This window comes from Parasphingorhabdus litoris DSM 22379 (genome assembly GCF_020906275.1).
Classification (GTDB): Bacteria; Pseudomonadota; Alphaproteobacteria; order Sphingomonadales; family Sphingomonadaceae; genus Parasphingorhabdus; species Parasphingorhabdus litoris.
On record NZ_CP086727.1, the window covers coordinates 2,649,909 to 2,674,884 of the forward strand.

At 51.2% G+C, this 24,976-nt stretch carries 25 protein-coding genes; 10 read left to right on the forward strand and 15 right to left on the reverse strand.

The features are described 5' to 3' along the window. Window position 1 precedes the first annotated feature (1 nt). On the reverse strand, window positions 2-1,195 hold the full coding sequence (locus BS29_RS12910; RefSeq protein WP_229954047.1) for an acyl-CoA dehydrogenase family protein: 1,194 nt from the start codon (window positions 1,193-1,195) through the stop codon (window positions 2-4). A 27-nt stretch (window positions 1,196-1,222) separates the two neighbouring features. Further along, window positions 1,223-2,365 carry an acyl-CoA dehydrogenase family protein gene (locus tag BS29_RS12915; protein ID WP_229954048.1) on the reverse strand — a complete coding sequence of 381 codons (1,143 nt, stop codon included), beginning with the start codon at window positions 2,363-2,365 and terminating at the stop codon, window positions 1,223-1,225. 191 nt (window positions 2,366-2,556) lie between these two features. On the opposite strand from BS29_RS12915, the gene BS29_RS12920 reads away from it, so the two are divergent. From BS29_RS12920 to BS29_RS12935, 4 genes are all read left to right on the forward strand, one after another. After that, window positions 2,557-3,096 carry a glycoside hydrolase family 108 protein gene (locus BS29_RS12920; protein ID WP_229954049.1) on the forward strand — a complete coding sequence of 180 codons (540 nt, stop codon included), beginning with the start codon at window positions 2,557-2,559 and terminating at the stop codon, window positions 3,094-3,096. A gap of 119 nt (window positions 3,097-3,215) precedes the next feature. Then, window positions 3,216-3,629 (forward strand): holin family protein, encoded by a 414-nt coding sequence (locus tag BS29_RS12925; protein ID WP_229954050.1) that lies wholly within the window; start codon window positions 3,216-3,218, stop codon window positions 3,627-3,629. 230 nt (window positions 3,630-3,859) lie between these two features. Further along, window positions 3,860-4,153, forward strand: a complete 294-nt coding sequence (locus BS29_RS12930; protein WP_229954051.1) for a hypothetical protein — start codon at window positions 3,860-3,862, stop codon at window positions 4,151-4,153. After that, window positions 4,138-4,764, forward strand: a complete 627-nt coding sequence (locus BS29_RS12935; protein ID WP_229954052.1) for a DUF6969 family protein — start codon at window positions 4,138-4,140, stop codon at window positions 4,762-4,764. Before BS29_RS12930 ends, BS29_RS12935 begins: the two co-directional genes overlap by 16 nt. Here BS29_RS12935 and BS29_RS12940 read toward each other — a convergent pair. The 3 genes from BS29_RS12940 to BS29_RS12950 form a co-directional block, all read right to left on the reverse strand. Beyond that, window positions 4,759-6,279, reverse strand: a complete 1,521-nt coding sequence (locus BS29_RS12940) for a UdgX family uracil-DNA binding protein (protein WP_229954053.1) — start codon at window positions 6,277-6,279, stop codon at window positions 4,759-4,761. The two genes, BS29_RS12935 and BS29_RS12940, sit on opposite strands and share 6 nt — an antisense overlap. Window position 6,280: 1 nt before the next feature. Then, window positions 6,281-7,522 carry a putative DNA modification/repair radical SAM protein gene (locus BS29_RS12945; RefSeq protein WP_229954054.1) on the reverse strand — a complete coding sequence of 414 codons (1,242 nt, stop codon included), beginning with the start codon at window positions 7,520-7,522 and terminating at the stop codon, window positions 6,281-6,283. 101 nt (window positions 7,523-7,623) lie between these two features. Further along, window positions 7,624-9,093, reverse strand: a complete 1,470-nt coding sequence (locus BS29_RS12950) for an ATP-binding protein (protein WP_229954055.1) — start codon at window positions 9,091-9,093, stop codon at window positions 7,624-7,626. A 109-nt stretch (window positions 9,094-9,202) separates the two neighbouring features. Between BS29_RS12950 and BS29_RS12955 the strand changes: the two genes are divergently transcribed. After that, on the forward strand, window positions 9,203-9,463 hold the full coding sequence (locus BS29_RS12955) for a hypothetical protein (RefSeq protein ID WP_229954056.1): 261 nt from the start codon (window positions 9,203-9,205) through the stop codon (window positions 9,461-9,463). A gap of 140 nt (window positions 9,464-9,603) precedes the next feature. Next, window positions 9,604-10,191, forward strand: coding sequence for a GNAT family N-acetyltransferase (locus tag BS29_RS12960; RefSeq protein ID WP_229954057.1), 588 nt, complete (start codon window positions 9,604-9,606; stop codon window positions 10,189-10,191). A 72-nt stretch (window positions 10,192-10,263) separates the two neighbouring features. On the opposite strand, the gene BS29_RS12965 is transcribed toward BS29_RS12960, so the two are convergent. The 3 genes from BS29_RS12965 to BS29_RS12975 form a co-directional block, all read right to left on the reverse strand. Further along, entirely contained in the window at window positions 10,264-10,659 is a 396-nt protein-coding gene (locus tag BS29_RS12965) for a baeRF12 domain-containing protein (RefSeq protein WP_229954058.1), read from the reverse strand. Window positions 10,660-11,009: 350 nt separating this feature from the next. Beyond that, window positions 11,010-11,651, reverse strand: a complete 642-nt coding sequence (locus tag BS29_RS12970) for a response regulator transcription factor (protein WP_229954059.1) — start codon at window positions 11,649-11,651, stop codon at window positions 11,010-11,012. Further along, window positions 11,644-13,173: a PAS domain-containing sensor histidine kinase gene (locus tag BS29_RS12975; RefSeq protein WP_229954060.1), complete on the reverse strand. Its 1,530-nt coding sequence runs from the start codon at window positions 13,171-13,173 to the stop codon at window positions 11,644-11,646. Before BS29_RS12975 ends, BS29_RS12970 begins: the two co-directional genes overlap by 8 nt. A 214-nt stretch (window positions 13,174-13,387) precedes the next feature. On the opposite strand from BS29_RS12975, the gene BS29_RS12980 reads away from it, so the two are divergent. Continuing rightward, the gene (locus BS29_RS12980; protein WP_229954061.1) at window positions 13,388-13,903 is read left to right on the forward strand and encodes an Hsp20/alpha crystallin family protein; all 516 of its coding nucleotides are present in this window, start codon (window positions 13,388-13,390) and stop codon (window positions 13,901-13,903) included. A 153-nt stretch (window positions 13,904-14,056) separates the two neighbouring features. Next, a complete protein-coding gene (locus BS29_RS12985) occupies window positions 14,057-14,890 on the forward strand; it encodes a universal stress protein (protein WP_229954062.1) in 834 nt (277 codons plus the stop codon). Between the two features lie 17 nt (window positions 14,891-14,907). Here the strand turns inward: BS29_RS12985 and BS29_RS12990 are convergent, their stop codons facing one another. From BS29_RS12990 to BS29_RS13010, 5 genes are all read right to left on the reverse strand, one after another. Next, the gene (locus BS29_RS12990; protein ID WP_229954063.1) at window positions 14,908-16,476 is read right to left on the reverse strand and encodes an MBL fold metallo-hydrolase; all 1,569 of its coding nucleotides are present in this window, start codon (window positions 16,474-16,476) and stop codon (window positions 14,908-14,910) included. An 18-nt stretch (window positions 16,477-16,494) separates the two neighbouring features. Beyond that, window positions 16,495-17,307, reverse strand: coding sequence for a universal stress protein (locus BS29_RS12995; protein WP_229954064.1), 813 nt, complete (start codon window positions 17,305-17,307; stop codon window positions 16,495-16,497). Window positions 17,308-17,420: 113 nt separating this feature from the next. Further along, the gene (locus tag BS29_RS13000) at window positions 17,421-18,002 is read right to left on the reverse strand and encodes an NAD(P)H-dependent oxidoreductase (RefSeq protein ID WP_229954065.1); all 582 of its coding nucleotides are present in this window, start codon (window positions 18,000-18,002) and stop codon (window positions 17,421-17,423) included. Window positions 18,003-18,014: 12 nt separating this feature from the next. Beyond that, window positions 18,015-18,647 carry a hypothetical protein gene (locus BS29_RS13005; RefSeq protein WP_229954066.1) on the reverse strand — a complete coding sequence of 211 codons (633 nt, stop codon included), beginning with the start codon at window positions 18,645-18,647 and terminating at the stop codon, window positions 18,015-18,017. Window positions 18,648-18,659: 12 nt separating this feature from the next. Further along, window positions 18,660-19,019 carry a hypothetical protein gene (locus tag BS29_RS13010; RefSeq protein WP_229954067.1) on the reverse strand — a complete coding sequence of 120 codons (360 nt, stop codon included), beginning with the start codon at window positions 19,017-19,019 and terminating at the stop codon, window positions 18,660-18,662. Window positions 19,020-19,347: 328 nt separating this feature from the next. Between BS29_RS13010 and BS29_RS13015 the strand changes: the two genes are divergently transcribed. Next, a complete protein-coding gene (locus BS29_RS13015; protein WP_229954068.1) occupies window positions 19,348-20,049 on the forward strand; it encodes a hypothetical protein in 702 nt (233 codons plus the stop codon). A gap of 185 nt (window positions 20,050-20,234) precedes the next feature. Here BS29_RS13015 and BS29_RS13020 read toward each other — a convergent pair whose 3' ends face one another. Both BS29_RS13020 and BS29_RS13025 read right to left on the reverse strand, forming a co-directional pair. Beyond that, complete coding sequence (locus BS29_RS13020) at window positions 20,235-21,557, reverse strand: aspartate aminotransferase family protein (RefSeq protein ID WP_229954069.1); 1,323 nt, start codon at window positions 21,555-21,557, stop codon at window positions 20,235-20,237. Window positions 21,558-21,589: 32 nt separating this feature from the next. Beyond that, complete coding sequence (locus BS29_RS13025; protein ID WP_229954070.1) at window positions 21,590-23,893, reverse strand: TonB-dependent receptor; 2,304 nt, start codon at window positions 23,891-23,893, stop codon at window positions 21,590-21,592. A 213-nt stretch (window positions 23,894-24,106) separates the two neighbouring features. On the opposite strand from BS29_RS13025, the gene BS29_RS13030 reads away from it, so the two are divergent. Beyond that, window positions 24,107-24,973 (forward strand): SDR family oxidoreductase, encoded by an 867-nt coding sequence (locus tag BS29_RS13030; protein WP_229954071.1) that lies wholly within the window; start codon window positions 24,107-24,109, stop codon window positions 24,971-24,973. Window positions 24,974-24,976 lie beyond the last annotated feature (3 nt).

Genomic DNA, 24,976 nt, shown 5'->3' on the forward strand with positions numbered 1-24,976 from the left:
ACTAGAAAGCCGAGAAGGGTTTATCCTTATCGACCCGCACATCCTGCGGCAGACCCAGCACACGTTCCGCGATGATATTCTTGAGAATTTCGTCGGTGCCGCCAGCGATCCGCAGACCCGGCGCCCACATGAAGCTTTCCTGAAAAATCGCGTCGGCCGGCGCCTTGTCCTTATCGGAAATAATCCCGTAATGATCCTGCATCTCGATCGCGCTATTGCAGATATCCTGCAGGTGGTTCGCCGTGATAACCTTACCGATGGAATTTTCCGGACCCGGCGTCTCTCCTTTGGACAAAGCGGTCTGGGTACGGAATTTAGTCAATTTATATCCCTGCGCCGCGACATACCAATCGGCCAGTTTCGCACGAAACGCCTGATCACTCATCGATCCGGAGGAACGCGCATAGTCCATGATCTCGGCCCAGTCCGGTCCGGGTGAACCACCTACAGCCAGCCGCTCGTTCATCAGCGTCACCAACGCCACTTTCCAGCCCATGCCAGGTTCGCCGAGCCTGTCGCTGTCCGGAATACGGACGTCGGTGAAATAAACCTCGTTAAACTCGCTGCCACCCGATGCCTGATGGATCGGGCGCACATCAACACCTTCCTGTTTCATGTCGACGATGAACATGGTCAGGCCTTTATGCTTGGGCACATCCGGATCGGTGCGGACCAGCAAGATGCCATAGTCGGAATAATGCGCGCCAGATGTCCAGACTTTCTGGCCATTAATTACCCAGTCATCGCCATCCTTGACCGCTTTGGTCTTCAAGCCAGCGACGTCGGACCCGGCCGCTGGTTCAGAGAAAAGCTGGCACCAGATTTCCTCGCCGAACAACGCCTTTTGGACATAGCGCTTCTTATGGTCATCAGAGCCGAAGGCAATAACCGTGGGCACGCACATGCCAAGGCCAATGGCAAAGGGCCCAATCGGCGCATCAAATTTCGATTCTTCCTGATTCCAGATGACCTGCTGCATCGGCGATCCGCCGCGCCCGCCAATTTCCTTGGGCCAGGTGATCTGCGCGAACCGGTTTTCGGCTTTAACCTTCTGCCAATCCTTCGCGCGTTGCAGATAATCTTCGCGCCGGCCGGAACGGATTGCAGCCGCTTTTTTGGGCTCGAGATGCTGGCTTAAAAAAGCATTGGCTTCGGCACGAAACGCTGCTTCTTCTGTTGTATCTGTAAAATCCATTTTTTCGTCCTTCTCGGCTTTTGTCTTCTAAGCTGCGTTCTTGGTTTCTAGCGCGGAAACCAGTTTTTCTTTCCAAACGGCCGGGCTGCCCGCCTGCACCGCCAGCAATTTCGCGCGGCGATAGTAAAGGTGGCAATCCACTTCCCAGGTAAAGCCCATTCCGCCATGCGTCTGGATATTTTCCTTGCTGGCAAACCAGAAGGCTTCCGAGGCCGCAACCCTTGCTGCCGCTGCAGCTTCTGGCAGTTCGGCCGCATCGGTCGACAGTGCCCATGCGCCATAATAAGCGTTGGAACGTGCCACTTCATTCTTCACATAAATATCGGCAAGCTTATGCTTGATCGCCTGGTTACCACCAATCGGGCGGCCAAAGGCGTGGCGTTCTTTGGCATAGTCCGTCGCCATTTCCAGACAGCGAGATGCCCCGCCCAGCTGTTCGAACGCCAGCAGCACCGCGGCACGATCCATAATCTGCTCGAGCAAAACCATACCGTTACCCTCATATGGTTTTAAACCATTACCTTCCTGAGGGACCAGCCGCGTGGCGGATGCGTTGTTAAAAGTAATTTCGGCATGGCTGCGCGTCGGCTCAATGGTTTTGAGCGACGTACGCGATACCCCGTCCTGATCAAGAGCGACAACATATAGACCAGCGCCACTGCCTTCTTTGGCCAGCACAACCGCATGGGTCGCGATATCGCCATCGGTCACCGGCACTTTGGTTCCGGAAAGCACACCATCCTTGGCCGTGGTGTGTACATTAGAAGCAGATAGCGCACCTGGGCCTTCGGTTGTTGCCAAACATCCGACAATGCTGCCATCGGCCACTTTCGGCAGCCACTCTGCTTTCTGTTCGTCGGAACCGGCCAGCTTGATCGTCTCCGCAAAGAAATAGGCCGATGATCCAAACGGAACCGGGGCAAGTACTCTGCCCAATTCCTCTGCAATCACGCACAGTTCCAGCATGCCCAGGCCAAGCCCGCCATATTCTTCTGGAATGGCCGCACCCAACCAACCCATTTCGACGATCTTCTGCCAGACCTCATCATTGTGGCTCATGCCGTCATCATCCAGCACTGCGCGTACATGAGCGCTTGTGCATTGGGCTTCCAGAAATTTGCGTGCTTCGTCACGCAGGAATTTCTGATCATCGGAGAAATCAAAGTTCAATCTACCAGCTCCTAATCATCATTTTTGCAGAACGATTCATCCAACGAATCGCTTGTTCAACGTTGGGTAGGAATAGGCCCGAATGAAGTTAATCAGTCAATTAAATTCCTCGATACCGATATCGCGCTTTCCTACATATAACCAAATAGGTTATTTGTTGCCTCTCCCTCACAAATAGAAAGGTAGCGATAATGAATTTCGACAAGCTGATTGATGATGTGATCGCCATAGAAGGCGACTATTCGAACCATCCGGAAGATCGCGGCGGCCCTACCCGCTGGGGCGTCACCGAAACAGTTGCCCGGCGCAATGGTTATAAGGGTGACATGCGGCATTTCCCCTATGAGGAAGCTGTTGCCATATATAAGCGCAACTATTGGCTCCGTCCGGGCTTTGACAAAATCGCCACTCACGCACCGCGGCTGGCGGAAGAACTATTCGATACCGGCATCAATATGGGCCCAGCCATCGCTGTTGGCTTTTTGCAACGTTCACTCAACGCACTGAATCGCAACGGCCGGGATTTTGCCGATATTCAAGCAGACGGAAAAATCGGACCGCGAACGATCAACGCATTGGAACGGTTTTTAGCGAAGCGCGGATCAGGTGGCGAAACTGTTTTGCTGAAAGCCGTCGAAGCACTCCAAGGCGCGAGATATATAAAATTGGCCGAACAGCGGCCAGCCAATGAAGCTTTTCTCTATGGCTGGCTGGCCAATCGGATCGGATAAAATTGGACGAAAATTTCCCCGCAATGAACCCTGTGAATTTTGTGAACTTCGTATCCAAGCAAGATGCGCGATCGGTCATTGCAATGCCCCCTTCCCTCTCTTTTAAAAGGAACCCATTCATGTCTTTGCTTTCCACCCTCATCGGCCCCATTTCAAAAATCATCGACAAGATCATTCCTGACAAGCAGGCTCGTGATCTTGCCAAGCTGGAACTTCTGAAACTCGAAGGCAGCCAGGAATTGGAGCAAGTCCGGGTCCAAATGTCAGCAATATTGGCCGAAGCGCAGTCAGCTGATCCCTGGACCAGCCGCGCGCGCCCCAGCTTTCTCTATGTCATGTATCTTTTACTGCTCTGGTCGATACCCATGGGTTTAATTGCCGCTATCAGACCTGAGACGGCCCAGAATATCGCCAGTGGCATGAACGCTTATCTGGCTGGCATTCCCGAACCGCTCTATGCCTTATTTGGAACGGGCTATCTCGGCTATACGGTTGCACGACAGTGGGGAAAAATTCGCGGTGCGGAAAAATAGGTGGAAAATCAACAGAGAATCAGGGTGATTCACTGCCCAAATCTTGGGCAATTAACTATTTTACTGCCTAAGAAATCCACAATTTCAGCCATTTTTTGCAATAACACACAAATAGGCTTGCCATGGCTATATCTTTGAAGATAGAGGGGAAAGTCTAGTTCATTCCAAAGGGGATATTTTAATGTCTAACGAAACAAGTTTCCGCAAAATGCTGGCAGTAGCCGGTGGTCTTGCTCTGGCTGTTCCTGCTCTTTCAGCATGTGCTGAGCAAGCTGAAGATGCCGCTGCTGCTGCAGAATGTGCCGCTGAATGTGCTGCATGTGCTGCTGGCGAAGCTGCATGTGCTGCTGGTTGCGCTGCTGACGCTGCTGGTTGTGCTGCTGCATGTGCCGCTGGTTGTGCTGCTGACGCTGCTGGTTGTGCCGCTGACGCTGCTGCATGTGCTGCTGGCGATGCCGCTTGTGCTGCTGCAGATGCAGTTACCGAGTAAGCTTAAGCTTATTCAGCATTGGAAAATGCATTAGAAAAGCTGTTTGAGCTTACAGGCCAGATAGCTAAAGAGGGCGTCTCGCTAGTACCCAGAGTGGTACCGGCAGACGCCCCTTTCGTTCAATATCAACATTATCCAAAAGGCGACTGTGTTGCACCCGGCAACAAGTCTCGCTGGTTTTACCATGCGCACAAGCCTGAGGAGAGGGAAGAGGGCGAGCACGGCCATTTCCACATGTTCCTGCCGCTCGACATGTTCAAAGGCGTCGATGCGCTTTATGAACCGCCTAAGAAATTGCCCAATGGCAAACCGACCCAAGGCGTCGTCCATTTTGGCGCGCTCAGCTTTGGTCTGGACGGCATGCCGCTTAGCTGGTTCACGACCAACTATTGGGTCACCTATGAATATTTCATGCCCGCCGATGCGATTGCATCGCGGCTCAAGCTCTTTTCCATGAAAAAAGCACCGGGCGATCCCCTGGTCAACGACTGGCTCACCGCCGCTGTTGCCGTTTTCCATGATCCGATTATCGAGATGCTCGAAGATCGCGACAAGCTGCTAGCCGAGAAAAAAGCAGAATTGGGCGACGCCGTTTTCGAAAATAAATCGGTTGAGATCATGTCACGCAAAGCCTTCGACTTATAGGTCAAACGCCAAGCATTTTAGCCATTGCTCCGCCATTATACCGTTGATATCCGGCGTAGCCGCAAACGCAGCCGCTTTTCTGAGATCACGCACCAACTTATCATATTCAATATCCTGACCGGCCGCATCCGGGATTCTCAGAATATAAGAGGGATGAACGGTAACAAGCAGATGTCGGTTCGCTGCAAGCGGTAAAATAGCACCTCGCGTCCGGGAGATGGAAAGCGAGCGCCCGGTAAGGGCTCTTACCGCCGTTGCTCCCAACGCCAGTATGATTCTGGGCTTTATCAGCTTAGTCTCCTGCTCCAACCACCACCGATAATATTTAATATCGGCCGGTGACGGGGTCTGATGAATTCGTCGCTTTCCGTGCTGTACATATTTGAAACGCTTTACGGCATTTGTAAGATACAGATGCTTCCGATCGATAGCCGCATCACCAAGCGCACGATCCAGCAATTCTCCGGCCGGGCCAATAAAGGGGCGCCCTCGCCTATCTTCCTGATCGCCTGGCTGCTCTCCGACAACAACGATGCCACAGTCAGCTCGCCCCTCACCCAATACCGCTTGCACGGAGAAATTATCACCATAATCGGCTGTGCGAACCGCCATTTCTTTGTTCAACTCGCTCAGCGAATCCGGTGTCCAATGCCCTTCCTCAACGGCTTGGCCTGTCAAGGCGCTGATATCCGTTTCTCGATCCAGCATTTTTTGAACCTGACTGCCGGATTGTCGCACCAAAGACGGAATCAGCTCAGCTTCCGGTAAGTTATGCCAGTATTTCATAGGCATTTCTGATTTCATGGCCTGTGTTTTCAACCGCGCCGGGTTGAATATATTGCGATAATAGGACCGCCATTCTTCTTCGATCACATCTTCCTGCGCAAAATCCTGTTTGCAACCACCGGCACCGGAGATAAGATTTTCTCCGTCCCAGGCAATGCTGGCATCCGGCGAAGCGATGATCCAGTCCATCCCGGTAAAACGATTGCGAAAAAAGGGACCAACCGCTTCCACAATATGATGTTCAGGTTCAAACCATGCGATAAATTGCTCCCGGTTTCCTCGTGTTCCTACTTTACGAAACCGAACAAAGGCATGCATCTTGTGGATATCCCGCCGCACGGATTTCTCGTAACTCTGGAGCTTCCGAACATCGGCGTCCGCAGGATTGCGATAAAGCTTCGGTGTCTTTTGCATTCGAAAAAGCAATCGATAAGCGAGCGCGAACCGGTCTTCGTTCTTATGCAATAGCGCGGTATTGATAAGCTGCAAGAAAGCCCTATCAATCCTGATTTCCGAAGATGGGCGGTTGGCTGGCCGCGCTTGTTGATGCGTTACCTCTCCAAAGTCGAGTTCACCCATTCCAGCGCGATTCCTCACTGACCAAACCAGCTGACCGGGTTCTGTTCCGCGTTGAATCATCGCACGCGCTTGATCGCGCCAACCTTGGATATCGGTCTCGCTTTCCAAAACGATGCGATGCGTATCAGTCAGTGGCTGCATATTCCGCATATCAGACGGCAAACAGATTCAGTTGCTCTGCCGGCGGTTTCAAACGATCATATAAATTGAGCGAGTCCAATTGTTTGCCCGGATGCCAGTCCGTCGCCACGACAAATGGCAGGATTTTCTTCACAGACTGACAGATGCGTTCCAAATCCTGCAACCGCAGTGCAGAGAACCGCCGCGCGCGCAAAATCTTGCCCACCCCCGTGGTACCAAGCCCAGGGACCCGCAACAGGCTCTCCTTATCTGCCAAGTTGACATTGACCGGAAATTTATCGCGATTTTGTAGAGCCCAGGCCAGTTTGGGATCTATTGTAAGATCCAGATGTCCGTGGTTCGCTCCGGTCATAATATCGGCAACCGAAAAGCCGTAGAAACGCAACAGCCAGTCCGCCTGATAGAGCCGGTGCTCACGCAGCAATGGCGGCGACTTTAGGGGCAGTCCACCGCTTGCATCGGGTATCGGGCTGAATGCAGAATAATAGACCCGCTTCAGACCGTAACGACCATAGAGACCGCTGCTTGTCGTCAATATCTTCCCATCATCAGAAGGGTCCGCGCCAATGATCATCTGTGTGCTGTGCCCGCCAGGCGAAAAAACAGGCGCCTTTCGAGACGTCTTACGCTCTGCCTTCGCTTCGCCTATCCGCTTGCCCAATCCGGCCATGGTTTTGCGGATCAATGTTCCGCTTTTTTCCGGAGCCAATCGCGCGATGGATTTGTCATCCGGCAATTCGATATTGATTGATAGCCGATCTGCATAGCGACCAGCCTCTTTCAGCAGTTCAGAATCCGCTTCCGGAATTGTCTTGAGATGTATATAGCCGCCAAAACGATGCACCTTGCGCAGGCGCCGCGCCACCTCGACCAATTGCTCCATCGTGTAGTCAGGGCTGCGAATAATCCCCGATGATAGGAACAAGCCTTCAATATAATTGCGCTTGTAAAAATCGAGTGTCAGATCGACCACGTCCTGAACGGTGAAAGCAGCCCTTCGAACGTTGCTGGATGACCTGTTGACGCAATAGAGGCAATCAAACATGCAATAGTTGGTCAACAATATTTTGAGCAAGGATATGCAGCGGCCATCTGGCGCATAGCTGTGACAGATGCCCATACCGCCCGTAGAACCGATACCTCCCGTTTTTCGTGAATTACGCTTGGTGGATCCACTGGATGCGCAAGAGGCATCATATTTCGCGGCGTCGGCCAATATGGCGAGTTTTTGCGTTCTAGAGAGCTTTGACATGATCTACTCATATCAAATGTTCTATTTTTGTTCTATATTAATTTGCAATCATTTGCACATTTTGTGGCCGATACCCTCGCTCAAACCGGTTAACAACGCAGCTATTCCGCCTCGGTGCTGAGGCCCAGCTGCGGAATACCAATTGACCGTCTTCCGCCAAAGTCTGCACGGACCACGACAGCACCTTGCTTTTCCATATATTCGATCAACCTGCGGACGCGGCCTGGAGAACGCGTACCATACGCTCGGCCTAGCGCTTCGTCATCTGGACAAGGACTGCCTTCCATGGCAGCGCGCGCGATTTGCAAGAATGGCGCGGCCATATCCTCGGGCAAATGTTCAGCGGCTTTCAGGATTTCAGCCCAACGTGGTTCGGTAGGATCGACTATTCCTCCTTTTGCCAGAGCAAAGCGACGCCGAAACTCAGCCAGTTCCAATGGCACTTTGGCAAGCTGTTGCATGCGGCATCGAACCGAGAAATCCTGATAAAGCAAAGCATCGGGCTGATAGGCGCTGTTAGTATCAGCCAGCATTTCCTGCAAAACATCAGCAATAATTGCTTCAACATCAGGTCTGTCAGACGCTTCTACATCACCCTCATCATCTATTGCCGTTGCGGCTTCGATGGCGGGCTCAGGCGAAGCAATCTGGCGCATCAACTCCTCTGCGGCCACTGGCTCCGGCTCCGGTTCATACTGCACGGGTGCCGGATCCGTTTCCATTTCTGCAAAAAGCATGGACCGCAAATTCTCCGGCTCAGCCTCGGGCATCGGCAAAAGACTGTGCGTTCCCATACGCGCACTCGTTTTCGTTGGGCCGATTTTCATGGAAATTGGCCGCCGCGATATGGCAGGACCGAGGCCTAGAAAACATCCGCGCTCCAAATCCCTGATCCGCTCGGCTTGCCGGCGTTCCATACCCAATAAATCAGCGGCACGGGCCATATCGATATCCAGAAACGTGCGTCCCATCAGGAAGTTGCTGGCCTCTGCGGCGACATTTTTTGCTAATTTCGCAAGTCTTTGAGTCGCGATGGCACCGGCAAGACCCCGTTTACGTCCGCGGCACATTAAATTGGTCATGGCGCCAAGACTGGCTCGGCGCACGGCATCCGGCACATCACCGGACACCGCAGGAGCAAACATTTGCGCTTCATCGACCACAACCAACGCAGGATACCAATGGTCGCGCGGCGCATCGAACATCGCATTTAAGAAAGTCGCTGCGCAAGTCATTTGCGCCTCAAGCTCCAGGACCTCCAAATTCAATATGATCGAAGCACGATGCTCTCTTATGCGCGCGCCCATTGTTTCAATTTCGCGTTCATTATAGTCTCCGGCATCGATAACGACATGATTATAGGCATCAGCCAAAGTGGCGAAATCACCTTCGGGATCGATGATGACCTGCTGAACAAGATGCGCGCTTTCTTCAAGCAAACGGCGTAGAAGGTGGGATTTTCCGGACCCCGAATTGCCTTGCACCAGAAGCCGCGTCGCCAGCAGCTCTTCGATGTTAATATGCACGGATTGCCCCGTGTCATCTCTTCCAATTTCTATACCGGCGTTCACGTGCTCGCCCTACCGAGAAGGGTCTGGCCTTGCAACCGATGGAACAGACCCAGCCAAATAAATTGCGACTTTGTTGCGAATAAACTGGGGATAGATTAGGGCAAGCCCGATGGACTTTGATGATCAATTGCAGCGCTATTTCGGCACCACAGACCTCTCCACCGTACAAGCAGAGGCCTTGAATGCCGGGCTTGAACGGATGCGCGTTGATTTGGGATTGGAAACCGACCGTGGTCGGCGCTTCGCTTTATGGGCTGTCCTGTACATGCTTGGATCTGCACCAGATCTCGACAGCAGTTTCGAGGACGAGGCCGATCGCAACACGGCGCGTGACTTCATGGATTTAATGGACCGCGCCCAGGAAAACTGATTGCCCCGGTGCCAGTAGACACAGTCAGACCGATCAACTTCGACATAAATAGGGATCATTACGGATAACCGAACTGAGTGCCAGGGACCATATTTGCGGGATCACTCCTTCCCCACAACTTGATCCAGAGGAAATCCGCTATGTCAGTTTCGATAAAAGACGCAACAACAACACATTATGATGGAAGCCATGATCTAATCCTGAGCGAAAATGTCCCGCTTACCACCAATAGCGGCTTTGAATTTCATGTGCGCCCGGTTCATCCTGACGACAAAGAAGCCCTGAAGGAATTTTTCGCCAAGGTTTCCAAGGAAGACCTACGCTTTCGCTTTTTGTCAGCAATGCCAAAAGTCAGTGATTCAATTCTCGACGATATGATCAATGTCGATCATGATCATAAGGAGGACTATATCGCCCTCGACATTGATGACAAAACCATCATCGCCAGTGCCATGATTGGAGCCAATACCGATCGCTCAGAGGCAGAAGTCGCGATTGTCACACGCTCTGATTATAAACATCGCGGTATGAGTTGGACGTTCCTGGAATATGTTACCAACGAAGCAAGGCGAAGCGGTATCAAGAAGCTGCAATCTATAGAAAGCCGGGATAATCACGAGGCCATCGAACTGGAACGCGAAATGGGCTTTACGGCCAAAAGCTATCCTGGTGATGCGACGCTGATGTTGCTGGAATTCGATCTTACCACCAGCAAGACGGACGCCTGAACACAGGCAATCACCGACAATGCCATCGGGGCTTGTCCAAAAGCACGTCCCGATGGCTTCTATTCAAGCATGTTATGCGTCGTGCTTTTCTAGCATCTTGGCCAAGGGTTCTGCCTCATGTGGGCCAAAAGCTTTGGCAATTTCGGCGAGTAACTTCTTGCTGGTATCGGATCGAAGATTTTGACGGATCACCCCCAACGCTCGTGGCGCGGCAACCAGCACAAGACCCACTTTGGAATCCCGCGCAATCTGGTCGATGCGCTCAGCAGCCTCCCGCGAGAAACGATCTTCGGCCTGTTGATGCAGATCGGTCTGTTCATAAGCCCCTTTGCGCGGACTGGTACTTTGTGAGCTCCGACCAGGTCGGTCCGTGCCTAATTCGGACGATCGAGGTGATGGGTTTTGCTGCTCTTCAACAAGTTCCAGCACCGGTTTAAATGCTTCTCCAACATTGCGAAAAATAGACATTCTTGATCCATCGACAGCGACGATCAAACTACCATTGCGTATTAGCACATTTTATTCCTGTATTTGGGTTCGGCTATATTTGCGTTTGTAAGCTTTACCATCAAATTCTACACACAGATACAGCCTGTTACAAATTCTATTGCTATCACATCAAATTACGATGACTGGGGTCGTTGCTGCGATAGGTATTGTTACGGATAATGAACTAAATGTGCCCGATATCGAGGCCAAACAGACCCAAAAGCCGTCCTCTCCGAACAAATACGTAAGGACACTGTGCATCGGTCATGGAAATGAGATTGTCTGGTTTTGGCCGGTTTTCAAACTCGCCATCCGCAGACTTACGTAAGTCAGTGCTGCACAGGCTTGGCAATGGCTGTTTCGCCAGCTTCGGCGGCAAATCCGATCCGTAGGGCTTCGGCGAGACTGCGGACCCGCAATTTTTCCATCATGTTGGCACGATATATTTCCACGGTGCGCGGCGAAATACCGAGATCATAAGCAATCGTCTTGTTGGGATAGCCAGTCATCAAGCCGTCCAGTACATCACGCTCCCGCCCCGTCAGGCATGCGAGACGAACCTTTGCTTCAGACGAGGCCATTTCTTTAAGTTCGCTATTTTCGATACGCTCAAACGCTTCGTCCATCGCCGCTAGCAATGCTTCTTTTTCATATGGTTTTTCGAGGAAATTGATCGCCCCGGCGCGCATCGCCTGTACAGCGATTTCCACATCGCCATGGCCCGTCAGGATGACCACTGGCATATCAATGCCTTCAGCAACCATGCGCTGCTGCACCTCAAGCCCATTCATTTCCGGCATGCGCACATCCAGCAATACACAGCCACGTTCAGCATTTTTCGCAAGCTTCAGGAAGGCAACGCCGGATTCCACCGGACGAACCTGAAATCCGGCATGGCGCAACATGAAAGCAGCAGAGCGGCGCACAGCGTCGTCGTCATCAACAATATAAACCAGGCGTTCTTCAAGCATCTGGTTGCTCCTCTTTCGCTTTTAACAAAGTGATCCGAAAAATGGTGCCGCCCAAGGGATTGGGCTCAGCGGTTATTGTACCTTCATGCGCTTCGATAATAGTGCGGCAGATGGAAAGACCGAGACCCATTCCGGTGCCTTTGGTACTCGTGAAGGGATCAAAAATCTTGCCGGCAATTTCAGGATCAATGCCATTACCTGTATCGGATATAGAAATCTCAACCATATCATCCGGAATGGAATGAACCGAGATATTGAGATGCTTGACCGGACTATCGACCATGGCTTCAATGGCATTGCGCATCAGGTTAATCATCACCTGCTGGATCTGCACACGGTCGGCAAGAATATGGTTGGTATCCGGATCGCAGTTGATCGAGCATTCCACACCCTTGTCATAAGCGCCGACCAGACCCAGAGTTGTGGCATCTTCAACCAGCTGCGCGATGGACAGAATCTCGCGCTTCATTTCACCCTTAGCAACAAACTCTCTGAGCCGCCGGACAATGGTCCCCGCGCGCAAACATTCCGAAACGCTTTCTTGTAAGGCTTCGTAGAGCTGTTCTTTACTATCCTCGAGGTCACTATCGAGCATGTCACGGGCTGCCGACAAGTAGTTGGTAACAGCAGAAAGCGGCTGGTTAATCTCATGGGCCAAAGCCGACGCCAATGTTCCAACGGCACTCAGGCGCGAAGCATGGGCCAGATCTGTCTGCAGCGCCTGCAACTCCGCTTCGGTCTCATGGGCTTCAGTCAGGTCTATTATAAAGCCGGTAAATAGATGATCATCACCCGCCTTGGCCTCGCCAATGGCAAGGCGAATTGGAAACACCGTGCCGTCGCGCTTTTTCCCTTCAACGGTTCGACTAAGACCGATGATCCGTTTCTCCCCGGTTCGAAGATAGCGCTCGACAAAACTATCATGTTTCTCGTGATAAGGGGCTGGCATTAGAATGTTGACATTCTGGCCCAACACTTCGCTTTCTTTATAGCCGAAGAGATTTTCTGCCGCTGTACTGAAAGATGTTATCCGACATTTTTCATCCACAACGACCATGGGATCGGGGATGGTCGCCAAAATGGATTCCAGCACAGCGCTTGATTTCTCTACTGCGGTTAGTGTGTTGCGCAGCTCAGAGATATCGCGCGCGGTAATTACTACCGCACTGATCTCCTCCTCTGGCGTGCGCATCGGTGCGAACCGCAGCTCCTGAAGATGCAGCCTGCCATCGAGTGACCGTACCTCAACCTGAATCGAGTTTTCAACCGAAGGATCCTTACCGTGCATGACGGCATTGAAGGCTTTGGTAAACCCGGCACGATAGGGCTCGGAAATCAGCGCCAAGGGATCAGTGCTCGGCAGATCTTGAAGTTGCTTTACGCCAAGCAGGTCAAGACCAGCCTGATTGACATCCATCATTTGCATATCGGGACCAATAACCACGATATATTCCGGCAGCGTGGATAGCACGGCTTCCAGATATGCTGACCGCTCTAGCCGATCCAATCCTAATGCGCGCAACAAAAGCTCCTCCGATCTTTGGAGCATCAGATATAATATGAAAGTCGCGTCATATCAAAATGCACACCCCGCAATCTTAAAGCATGAAGACGGCAAAAGTACGAAATACGTAAAACTACGTAGGGAACACCACTGATTTAGCCCAGTGCTCAAAAATAATAATTCATCTCTTCAAGGGGAGAGGAAATTCTCCAGACTGAACGAGGAATTGAGCATGACCAAGAAAAAAGCCAAATTACCGGCCGAAACCGGAAGCTCCCGGCGCCTGAACGTTCCGGTCCAGGCAGCCAGTGTTTGGGAACCGCTGAACCGATTGCGCGACGAGTTTGATCGCATGTTCGATGAAACGCCTGGCAATGCTTTTGGCTCCAGAATGCTGCAGAAATTCTATGACAATGCCGATCCGGCGGTCGAAATGCGCGACAAGAAGGATGAATATGAGCTAGTCGCCGAAGTACCGGGTATGAGCAGTGAAGATATTGACATCAAGCTGTCCGACGGGATGCTTCGTCTATCCGGCGAAAAATCAGAAAGCCATGAGGAGAAAGGCGAAAGCTTCCTCTTTTCCGAGCGGCATTATGGAATGTTTGAGCGGGCGATAAAACTGCCCACCGGTATTGATCACCAAAAAATTAGCGCCGAAGCCAAGGATGGTTTGCTGACAATCCGTCTTCCCAAAAGTGCAGAGGCACTTGAAAAAGAACGAAAGATCCCGATCAGCGCCGCTTAGCTAGCGGGCTGAGGAGGTACGCAGGTCGTCTTCCCATCTGACCTAACGCCCCTTCCCCCCCACCCCCCCTGCGGGCGTAATTGGAAGGATGGAAGGCGGCCTGCACCATTTTGAGTTCTAGATAGAGGGGATCAGTTTCCACCAATGACCGACATGAAGATGACAAATAAGCCTATCCTGCTTGCAACGGATATGACGGCGCGCTGCGATCGCGCTTTTGACCGCGCATTAATGCTTGCAAAAACGTGGGATACACGCCTGATCGTAGTTCATGTGCTCGACCCAAAGCAGGCGAAGAAAAAGGGGTTGGTGCCGAAAGAGGCACGTGTCCAACTGGAGGACGAACTACCGGAGACCGATGTGGATGTGCAGTTCATCATCGAAATGGGCAATGTCGGCGAGTTGGTAATTGAGACCGCCAAACGAGAGCGCTGCGGACTGATTGTCACGGGCGTGGCCCATTATGATGGGTTTAGCGATATCTTCCTTGGGTCGCCCGTTGACCATATCGTCCGCCACGCGGATGTCCCGGTATTGATCATCAAGCGCAAACCGGTGAAACCCTATCGCAGCATAATGATTGCAACGGATTTTTCGGATTGCTCAATGACTGCGTTGAACACAGCGGCAGACATGTTCCCCGAAGTCCCGCTCCACCTCGTTCATGCTTACAACGTACCCTATAGCGGCTGGCTCAAATCTGATCAGGTGGCGCAAGATATCGGCTCGGAAGAAGCCAAGTCGATGGAACGGTTTTTAGCCCAGACAACCATCGACAATGCTACCTTCAAAAGGCTGGAGGCTTCCAATGAAAAGGGCGAGCTTGGTGTCGTCCTGTTCAAGAAGATCAAAGAAGTAAGCTCGGATTTGGTTGTGCTTGGTACCCATGGCAAAAGTGGCTTCATGCGCGCCAGCATGGGCAATAATGCCCGTGTGTTATTGGGTTGGCTCAAGCAGGATGTAATGATGGTGCGAGATCCACAGTGATCAGTTCAAGATATTCATCATTGTAATTTTTCATGCTGGTAGCTTTCCAGCGCTCTTTCCAATGCCTTGAGCATTTTATCGCGATCCTGATCCGATGGCAGAGCACGGACCTTTTGTTGTACCGAAGCGCGCAAGGCAGCCAGTCGCGATGTCCAGTCCTCGGCTGCAACCAGCTGATCGACATCACTGCGAGCGGCAACTTGCAATAGGGCTGGCCCACCCGGTGATAGTTGCCATTGCTGCCCAAGTGACGGGATGATCGGATCATTATATCGCTTGGTCGCTACCAGATCATCGGCCAGAATATGCAGTCCTTGTTGCTCCCCATGAACGAGAAATATTGATCCGGAAACCGGGCTATGATCTGCTAGCCACTGCGCCAGCTCTTTGCGATCAGCATGGTTGGAATAGCCGTCTAATATGGCGATATCCGCATTGACGATGACGTCATTGCCTGAGATGCGGACCAATGTGGCTCCGCCGGTCAGGACCGATCCCAATGTCCCGGCAACCTGGAAGCCGGTAAACAAGACGCGGGACTTGCGCTTTGGCAGGTTGCGGATCAGATGGTGCCGAATTCGTCCGCCTTCACACATGCCCGAGCCAGCGATTATCACAGCACCGGTGATGTGATTCAGCTTTTTCGATTCAGCAACCGATTGGGTAAAGCGGATATTCGCTCTTTTGAGCAGATCCGCCCCATTATTCCGGTATTTCAACATTGCCAGTGTGATTTTTTGGGCAAGCGGAGCGTCGAGAAATATATTGACCAGCGGCAGTCTGCCAGCATCAAACAGAGCGACAAAATCTTCCAATATGACTTGCGTTCGTTCCACAGCGAAAGCGGGAATAAGCAAATTTCCTCCGGCTTTGAGCGTATCCTCAACATATTGGGCCAACGCTTCGCGGCGATCGCTGATCAACCTATCTTCCCTGTCTCTCCCCCCATAGGTGGTCTCGCAAATGATATGATCATAACCACCCATTTCCAGGCCAGCGCATTGTATCGCTGTGCCGGAACCAACATCGCCGGATATCATCAATCGTTGACCAGCAATGTTAATTTCAACGGAGGCAGAACCAACAATGTGCCGCGCATTCCACAAACGAAAGGAGACACCATTGCCCAAGTCGACTTGTTCACAATAGTCAGCAGTGGTGATGTTCTGAATAAGCTTTGTGACATCGGGCCCCGAATAAAGCGGAACAAATGGTGCCAAACCCGCACGATCGGCACGGCGGTTTCGGCGCTCTGCGGATGCCGCTTGCAGTTTTGCGGAATCAAGTAACAACGGCCGCAATATGTCGGCGGTGGGGGCTGTACAAAAGGTTTTGGCCCTACATCCGTTTGTATAAAGACAGGGCAACCGACCGCTATGATCAAGATGGGCATGAGTCAGGATGACCGCGTCAATGGCTCCAGGGTCGAAAGGAAGGCTCTCATAATTCAGCCGCTCAAGCGATCTGGTACCTTGAAAAAGCCCACAATCGACAAGGATCGTCTTTCCGGCACCGCTGATTTCAAAGCAGGAACCGGTTACCGTGCCGGCCGCTCCGTGAAATTTGATGATTGTGGTTTCGGCCATTACGCAACTCCCGAAAACCTAGCGAGCAACAATAAGCGGTATGGAGCATTCCCTGAAAAGACTTCGCGTAACACCGCCAAATAGAAATTCGCGCGCTCGGCTATGACCATAGGCGCCCATCACCATATAGCTGGCATGGAGGGCTTTGGCCGAAGATTCGAGCACAGCTTCAACCGAAGGCTTTTTCGCTGACATGCTATGGATTTCGGAGGTAATCCCGTGACGTGAAAGATATTCCGATGCGCTCAGCGGAGGGAGATCGTGATCCTTATCTTCATCAACCGTGAGGATGTGAACAGCACTGGCCAGATGCAGCATGGGAACAGCGGCGCGCAGAGCATTGCCGGCCTCAAAGCTGCCGTTCCAAGCAACCACCGCAGCACCGGTGGCATCAAATTTTTTGGTATCGTCAGGCTGGACCAGCGCCGGAACATGGGTGTTGAAAAGGACGTCGCCCAATATGCCCATTGGTAGAACATTGTCCTTGTCACCACTGGCAGAGCTTAAAACCATGATGTCGGCCAGAGCCGAGTTGCGGGCAAGCCCTCGGGCCGGACTGGCATTGACCTCTTCATAATGCCACGGCACATCTTCATCCGCCAATCGGCTTTCAATCTCGTTGCGTAGCCTTTGATCAGCCTCCCGTGTGAGCTTTGCGACATCATAGACCACTGACATGCCTGTTACCCCATCAAAGGCCATTTGGGGATTATAGGGATTGGCGCGCAGACAATGGAGGTGACCATTTGTTGCGCGGGTTACATCCAGCGCTGCCTGCAGCCTCGCCTCCAAACCAGTGTCATCATTGACGTAGAGCAGCACGGATTTCATGAATTTTCTCCTATTTTTGATGAACTTCCGTATCGAAAGCATCACTAGGAGAAGTCTACGCCCATCACTTTTGGCTCTGTATAAGGGATGTTACGGAGTCACATTCGTCTGGTTCAATCACCATTGGCGCCATGGTCGCTTATCTTTTGCAGCCAGCGCTTGCGATGTTTAGGGCTGCCATCGACATTGCCGACAAGCGAAGTTGCAACTGGATCAATTCCGGACAATGCCAATATGTTTCGCTTAAAACTGCGCACGCTATGTGCGGCAAAATAGGCGCGATAAAATAGGGCAGGCATCCCCATGGTTACAATCAAACGTGCCGTGCGGCCACCGAGCAACTTCTTGGGCGCGCGCTTGCCTTCTTCGTAGCTTAGCGCAAACCCAGGACGGAACGCGTGCTCGATAAAGGCTTTTAAAAGAGCCGGCATGTCACCCATCCATAGAGGATAGAGAATGACGACATGCTGCGCCCATTTTATTGCTTCCTGCCCTGGCTTAACGTCGTCCGGTACAGGATGCTCCATCCATTGAGTCCGACTTTCCAATATCGGAATGTCTTTCCCTGCCAGTCGAATTTCTCGGACTTCATGACCAGCTTTTTTGGCGGCCTCAGCATAAGCGGAAACCAAGGCGTGTCCGAAACGTGCGGGATCCGGATCAGGATGTGCATCAATAATCGCGATACGTTTCATCTTGTCATCCTGTCATTCTTGGTTCCCGTCGTTGTTTGATTCTGGGCTTTGCCATTGGAAAGCAGCGACCAACTCCATCAGGGCCTCTTGTGCAGGTACATCAAGCTCGTGCGCATAAGATGCGATCAAGCGGGCATCCCAATATCCATAGTCAATGGCGGTCAGGCTGACGTGCCACGGCACATTGTCTTTCTGCCCATCAAATATGCCTTGATAAGCAGAGAGATCATCTCGTCCCGAAATGAAATAATCGCCTTCTGATTCAACGGAAGCACTGGCATAATGCGACATGACCGAGGGCTTGATAATCCGATAATGATCACGAGCGGTCAGGTCCTCAAGATGGACCACTGTAATGTCCACCGCAATTAACTGGTCTCCAATGGTGCGTTCATAACGAATTTGAAAATTGTCACCGGAAAAGTCAGTGGTCATCTCGCACAAGCGTCTGAACCCGGCCACTTCGGCTGGAAAAACGAAACCGCTATCTTTGTGCACTATGGCTGAGCCACCCTTATAGGGCGCGAAGGGATCGAAAAGTGGTTCAGAGCCGATTACACATTCCGCTGCAGCCGGACCGCTGGTGAAGCATAGCAGTCCGGCACCAATCAAAAGGGCGCGCGACAATTTGGATGGAGAAAGCATCGGGATTTCCTTTCATTCCTGACAGCGGATCACCCTGAACGGTAGCTCGCTGCCATCAGCTTCGGTGATCGTCAGATACTCACCGGCCTTTATCGGATGACTTTGCAATCCGAATATTACCTCGTCATCGTCATCGCCGACTTTGTAGGAGAAGGCCCAGCCTTTTTCGGTGGTAATCACCACGCCATTCTGGTCGGGTTCTCCGGGCCAGAAACGTCGCACTACCGGACGCTTTTCCGCTTCACGGAGCGCTTTCGGTTCAATGAAGCCGGCATCATCCAGGGGAACGCGAAAGACATAAGCATGAGCTGATGATCCATTGGGATGCTCAGCGGTTCGGGCCAATTCAAGGCGTATTGTTTTCCAAGTCATTCCCAATATTTGGCTTCAGAAACGGGACGGCGCGATACGCAATATTGCGTAGGTGGAAAGTGTCGATGTGGGTATGCCGGCCTCGCCAGAATGAAATCAACAAAGGTGATTTCACTATGTTGTCGATTGCCAGCGGGTAGATGGAATTGGGGGAATTGCAACGCACATCTCATCGCCTGTTGTGCAGTCGGTGCTTGCCATTTTCGATGCAGTGGACAGCTTGGCGTCGTTGATGATATCTTAATCGGAAGAAAAACTGCAAAATCAAAACATCTACTCATCGGGGGAGGAGCTTTTGCATTCAAGGCGGTCCTATCTATTCTTTGCGATGATGGGAGTGCTGTTTCTGGCGGTCGCTGTGGTTGGATTTGCCCCATCATTCCTCTTTCCGATCCTGAGCGGCAATTTCGATTTTCCACTTGCCGTTTTTATCCATGCCGCGATCATGTTCAGTTGGCTTGGACTGTTCATCTTGCAGGCCGTGCTAGCGAGCAGAGGCCCCAGCCGAATACACAAATATCTGGGAACAGCATCGCTCTTTTTATTCATATTGATCATGATTTCCGGCTTTACGCTGTCCGTTGCAAACTTCTTGCAAGACTTGCCGCAACCGGTCGAGGCGCGACTGGACAGCATCTTTTTTCTGCAACTCTGGACGGTCGTGTTGATACCTCTATTCTATTGGCTTGGATATCGAAAGCGGCGCCAGTCACCCGATGAACATATGCGTTACATGTTGCTGCTAACGTTCTTTTTAATTGAAGCGGCGGCCAGCCGGATAACCTTTCTGCCGGGAATGTTGGATGATGCGACGTTCATCTACGCACAATATATTTATCTCGATCTGATGTTGGTCCCGCTTTTCATTTTTGACTGGCAACAATTGGGTCGCTTGTCCAAAGCAACAATCATCGGGTGCAGCATTTTGCTCTTCTATCAATGCACCGCCTTGGTAATGTGGGACAATGAGCTGTGGCTCAAAACGACCGATATTCTCGACAACTGGTTTCGGACATACTGGCCAATATAGCCTTGCCACGGCCTGCTCACGCGTATTCATTTTTCACAGAGGTAATAAACGAAGATCGCTGACTTCAGCGAGGCTTTTGCCCCCCGATAATCTTTACCTTCCTCGCGAAGAGACTGTTTCAGGGTTTTGCCGGGTGCTGTGTGAGATGGAAAGTGTCTGAGTGCATATGTCGATACGCACAACTCTTACAGTTCAGCAGCCACATCGCTCATCGCCACCGCAGCCCGATCAATAGCCTCGTCAATCAGAGCCTCGTCCATGATGGTTGACATGGCCATAAGGCCGCGGCCTGCAATGAATAAGCCTTGATTAAGCGCCGCAATATGGAAACGGCTCATGGCAGCCTGGTCTTCTCTCATAAGGGCTGCTTGGGGTATTTCGTTTGAAAAAAAGACGTTCATTAACGATCCAACATGACTAACACAAAATGGTAGATTTACCTTTTGTGCAGCTGCGGCCAGGCCATTTTTTAAGCGTTCGGCAAGCTTTTCCATCTCATCAATTGACTTTTGAGTCAGATCGCGAACAGCTACTACACCTGCAGCCGTAGTAACCGGATTTCCATTGAATGTCCCTGAATGATAGGTCCGCAAGTCTGATGATTGGAACACGTCCATCAAATCGTCCGGACCACCTACTGCACCAACCGGAAATCCTCCACCAATCAATTTACCAAGCATTGTAAGATCTGCTTCGATACCCAATGCTTTTTGACGGCCTCCTTCATGCAAGCGAAACGTAACAACTTCGTCCAAGATGAATAAAGCGCCAGCCTTATGTGCTGCCTCTTTTACTCGCAGCAAAAACTCTCGATCAGCAGCGATGATGCCAGCCGAGCCCAAAACGGGCTCCAGGAAAACAGCGGCAATTTCTTCGCCATGATGTTCTAGAATATTTTCAAAACTCTCGGCATTGTTGTATTCTCCAAGATAGGTTGTCGCCGGATAGTCATGATTGAAAGAGCCGGTTTCAGTCTCGGTCAGACTGCCGTGATAGCCAAATCTGGACATCAATATCTTGTGGCGCTTGGTTACGGCACGGGCGATGGACAAGGCAAGATTGCTGGCCTCCGTACCCGAGTTTGTAAACCGCACTTTATCAATGGCAGGTATCCGCTCAACCAATAGCTCAGCAAGGTCAATTTGATGCTCATTTTGGGCGGACCAAACAGTACCGTTTTTAATCTGACGATCCACTGTTTCCAAAATAGGGGGATAGGCATGGCCGTGAACCAATGAAGTGTAATTGTTGGTAAAATCGATATATCGACGACCATCAACATCTGTGAGATGAGCACCATCAGCACTGGCTATCGCGATTGGATGAGGAGACCAATATGATACTTGTCTCGAGTTGCCACCAGCCAGGGCTTGCTCGGCCCGCAAATGCAGCACTTCGCTGCCTTGCGTAGACTGCCTATATGCATCAACAATGGGGCTACGCGGAATGGTAAGGTCGAATCCCGAGCCTTTTTCGGGGCGTGGGTAGGTCAGTTGTTGAACAGACATAGCGAGTCTCCTGGAAGGTGATTGAAAGCGGGTTAGAAATTGGCTTCTAACTGGACCACAAAAGTACGCGGCGGATTGACAAATGCTCCGTGCGTTCCGCTAAAAACCGGCACATCAAAACTATAGATTTTAGCGCGCTTGTTGCCGAGGTTTTTGGCAATGACCGATAGTTCCAAACCACCGTCCATGAATGTGGCCCCAGCCCTCAGATCCACAATCGAATAACTGCTCTGACGGTCGGCCGGGTCCAAATCGAGTTGATAAAATTGCGCTCCGGTAAAAGTCGCTTCCAGACGCGTGAAGAGTTCAACATCACCGATGGGCTTGTTCAATCCCAGAAATATGTTTCCGCTCCACTTTGGCGCAAATAGCGTTGGGCGCCCAGAAAGATCTTGCACTCCATCGGTCCCGGCGATTGTTGGCGCATTTTCGAATGAACGGAATTTGGAGTCGAGATAGGCAACCGCGCCACCAATCTCGAACAGTTCAGAGGGTGACCAGACACCATCGAGCTCTATGCCCTGAGCCCGCGACTCCGCTGCATTGCCGACATCAAAAGTCAATCCATTAAATGCCGTGACTTGCAGGTTATTGTAGTCGGTTCGAAATGCAGCTGCATTCAAACGTAATGTATCGTTGAACAGTGATAATTTGGTGCCAACTTCGTAGGTCAGCGCTGTTTCATTATCGAAACTGAAAACGGAGTTGGGGCTGGTAATCTGTTCGCTGAATCCACCAGATTTGAACCCGCGTGCAATACTGGCGTAAACGAGACCGTCATCCAAAACATCGACTTCGATCGATAGACTTGGTGACAGGTCTGAATAGCTATCATTTTCGGCTTTCTGAGGTGTAGGAACAAGCCCTAATGCAGTGGAAGTTTGCACTTCCGGAGTCGCTGCCCCCAATGCATCAGCTGCAGATTGAGATAGAAACGGTAAGATATCGTAACGTACCCGCGCATCCTTTTCTTCGTAAGAATAACGTAACCCAGCTCGCAATCGAGCCGACGGAGAAACCGACCATATCAATTGCCCAAAAGCCGCGAATGCGCGGACATCTTGGCTGAACGTGCGAAATGTTGAAAAATCAGTAAATCCCAACAAAGAGCCAGCCACATGCTCATTCCTTGTAATTTCGAAACTCTGATTTTGCGCGTATAGGCCAGCAAGATATTCGACCGTATCGTTTCCTTCTGAAGCAACGCGTAATTCCTGGCTTATCTGCGAGAATTCTCCGCCTGGCGTGTCTACAACGATAAGAGGCAAGGGCCCATAATCGGAATCAAATACCCGATCCATGTCGAACGAAGAATAGCTTGTAACCGAGGTAATTGTGGCTTCATCAAGCTCATAGTCTATTGAGACAACCGCGTTAAACGTCTCTGTGTTGTCGCGTTCATCATTATAACGCGCAGGTGCTACCGGCAATCCGAAGGCTGCATTATTCCGAAATGTCAGCAGACTGCGTTGACTGTCGATACCGCCACCAAACGACGGATCGTTCCGGGTCGGTGTCAGTGCGCCTAGTGTCTCAGCGCCTGGCCCAAGAATACTGATCTGGCTGTTTACGCCAGATTGATCAAAAGCCCCACCTTCAATCTTGAGGTAGACTGTGGTTCTGTCTGTGGCATCCCATTCTAAACTTCCGCGCAATAACCAAAGGTCCGTCGACACCTCCTCCTCATTGGATGCCGAGTTCGTAAAAAAGCCGTCTGACCAGCCCACTTTGCCGGTTAAACGCACTCGCACATTGTCGCCGACCGGTCCCGACACCGCGCCTTCAAAGGATCGCAACTCGGTCTCACTTTCATATCTTGCGAGGGCAAAGCCTTCAAAGTTGTAGCTAGGTCTAGTGCTTGTAATGTTAATTGCACCCGCTGTTGTATTTTTGCCAAGCACAACACCTTGTGGTCCTTTTAACACCTCCACATTCTCAATATCTAAAAACGGCGCAAGGAACTGTCTGCTTCGGCCGAGATAAACACCATCGACAAAGAGGCCGACAGACTGTTCAAACCCCTCGTTAACGCCGGAACCAGCGCCGCGCATAAAAATAAAATTATTTTCAGCACCTTGTTGAATGGTAACGTTCGGCAGTCGCTTGCTCAGTTCATCAAGGCTAGCGATCGCGCCTTCATTGAGGGCCTCTCCCGAAACCACAGAGATTGAAGCTGGAATATCCTCAAGTGTTTCGGCGCGTTTAAATGCGGTGACAACAATTTCATTGCTGCGTTGAGATTCATCAACAGCCTGCTGATCATCGATATCTTGAGCCTGCGCCGCTGCCCCGAGCAGAGCACCGCTTAAACAAACCGCAAAATATGTTCCGCCCATCAAAAATGTTTTGAATTTTCGGTATCCCTTGGCGTGCACAGAATTTCTCCCCTCAAAATTATTTTCGGTGGCTTAGCTGCCATCTCATAAAGGTACATATGTTCTTTTTTATGCTTGCGTCAATCCTATAAATGTACTTTAATCGCGCTATAAACCAAAATTTCCAGACTTTTCTGCATTTATTAGTATTTACGTACCTAAAAGGAGAATCCTATGAAGAACATTTTGCTGATTGGCGGCCACGGCATGCTTGGCCTACCCGTAGCGCGCCAACTGAAACATGACGGCTTTTCAGTGAGCTTGCTCGCACGATCGCCAGACGCTGTGCGTTCAAAACTCGGAGATGAATTTGACGTTCTAAAAGGGGATGTGGAAGATAAGGGTTCACTAGAGTCCATCTTCCCTGGGTTCGACGGCGTACATGTCAATCTCTCTGGAGGCCCTCTGCCCGAAGATTACGACCGAATCGAACATCTTGGCACAGCGAACGTTGCGGCAGCTGCCAAGCCGTCAGGCATACAACGAATTACCTATCTCACTGGTACGTCATCAGGCCCTGATCATTCCTACTTCTACGCGACCGCAGCAAAATGGGCTGGCGAACAAGCTGTCCATCGTGCCGGGATTCCCTACACGATATTTCGCGCATCATGGTTTATGGAATCTCTGCCGCTTTTCGCTACCGAGGACGGCGTCAATCTAGTGGGTGATCATATCAACCCGATACATTGGCTAAGCGCCAGCGACTATGCAGCAATGGTTTCAAAAGCCTATCAAAGCAAAGCTGCGGAGAACCAGACATATTATATATACGGCCCCAAAGGAATCTCGATTTCGGACGCGATCAAACGGTATCAGGCAGAAAACAGACCTGAACTTCCACTTGTTCGAACCTCAGCTTCGGATATGATTTCCTACGCTCAAAGCGTCAACGATCATGCCACGGAAGACTTTGCCCGGCTGATGAACTTTTTTGAGACATTTATTGAGGACAAGGATCCTGAACCTGCGAACATGCTCCTAGGGGCACCTACCGTTACTCTTGACCAATGGCTCAATGAACGCCAATCAACTGAGTGATGA

What these genes read in the sequence shown, in the direction of transcription:
- BS29_RS13025 (WP_229954070.1), bottom strand. Translation starts at nt 23,893, where the DNA reads ATGGGCGGAACATATTTTGCGGTTTGTTTAAGCGGTGCTCTGCTCGGG.
- BS29_RS12995 (WP_229954064.1), bottom strand. Translation starts at nt 17,307, where the DNA reads ATGAAATCCGTGCTGCTCTACGTCAATGATGACACTGGTTTGGAGGCG.
- BS29_RS13010 (WP_229954067.1), bottom strand. Translation starts at nt 19,019, where the DNA reads ATGACTTGGAAAACAATACGCCTTGAATTGGCCCGAACCGCTGAGCAT.
- BS29_RS13005 (WP_229954066.1), bottom strand. Translation starts at nt 18,647, where the DNA reads ATGCTTTCTCCATCCAAATTGTCGCGCGCCCTTTTGATTGGTGCCGGA.
- BS29_RS13030 (WP_229954071.1), top strand. Translation starts at nt 24,107, where the DNA reads ATGAAGAACATTTTGCTGATTGGCGGCCACGGCATGCTTGGCCTACCC.
- BS29_RS12980 (WP_229954061.1), top strand. Translation starts at nt 13,388, where the DNA reads ATGACCAAGAAAAAAGCCAAATTACCGGCCGAAACCGGAAGCTCCCGG.
- BS29_RS12965 (WP_229954058.1), bottom strand. Translation starts at nt 10,659, where the DNA reads ATGTCTATTTTTCGCAATGTTGGAGAAGCATTTAAACCGGTGCTGGAA.
- BS29_RS12910 (WP_229954047.1), bottom strand. Translation starts at nt 1,195, where the DNA reads ATGGATTTTACAGATACAACAGAAGAAGCAGCGTTTCGTGCCGAAGCC.
- BS29_RS12940 (WP_229954053.1), bottom strand. Translation starts at nt 6,279, where the DNA reads ATGCGGAATATGCAGCCACTGACTGATACGCATCGCATCGTTTTGGAA.
- BS29_RS12955 (WP_229954056.1), top strand. Translation starts at nt 9,203, where the DNA reads ATGGACTTTGATGATCAATTGCAGCGCTATTTCGGCACCACAGACCTC.
- BS29_RS12960 (WP_229954057.1), top strand. Translation starts at nt 9,604, where the DNA reads ATGTCAGTTTCGATAAAAGACGCAACAACAACACATTATGATGGAAGC.
- BS29_RS12990 (WP_229954063.1), bottom strand. Translation starts at nt 16,476, where the DNA reads ATGGCCGAAACCACAATCATCAAATTTCACGGAGCGGCCGGCACGGTA.
- BS29_RS12925 (WP_229954050.1), top strand. Translation starts at nt 3,216, where the DNA reads ATGTCTTTGCTTTCCACCCTCATCGGCCCCATTTCAAAAATCATCGAC.
- BS29_RS12945 (WP_229954054.1), bottom strand. Translation starts at nt 7,522, where the DNA reads ATGTCAAAGCTCTCTAGAACGCAAAAACTCGCCATATTGGCCGACGCC.
- BS29_RS12985 (WP_229954062.1), top strand. Translation starts at nt 14,057, where the DNA reads ATGAAGATGACAAATAAGCCTATCCTGCTTGCAACGGATATGACGGCG.
- BS29_RS12970 (WP_229954059.1), bottom strand. Translation starts at nt 11,651, where the DNA reads ATGCTTGAAGAACGCCTGGTTTATATTGTTGATGACGACGACGCTGTG.
- BS29_RS12920 (WP_229954049.1), top strand. Translation starts at nt 2,557, where the DNA reads ATGAATTTCGACAAGCTGATTGATGATGTGATCGCCATAGAAGGCGAC.
- BS29_RS13000 (WP_229954065.1), bottom strand. Translation starts at nt 18,002, where the DNA reads ATGAAACGTATCGCGATTATTGATGCACATCCTGATCCGGATCCCGCA.
- BS29_RS13020 (WP_229954069.1), bottom strand. Translation starts at nt 21,557, where the DNA reads ATGTCTGTTCAACAACTGACCTACCCACGCCCCGAAAAAGGCTCGGGA.
- BS29_RS13015 (WP_229954068.1), top strand. Translation starts at nt 19,348, where the DNA reads ATGATGGGAGTGCTGTTTCTGGCGGTCGCTGTGGTTGGATTTGCCCCA.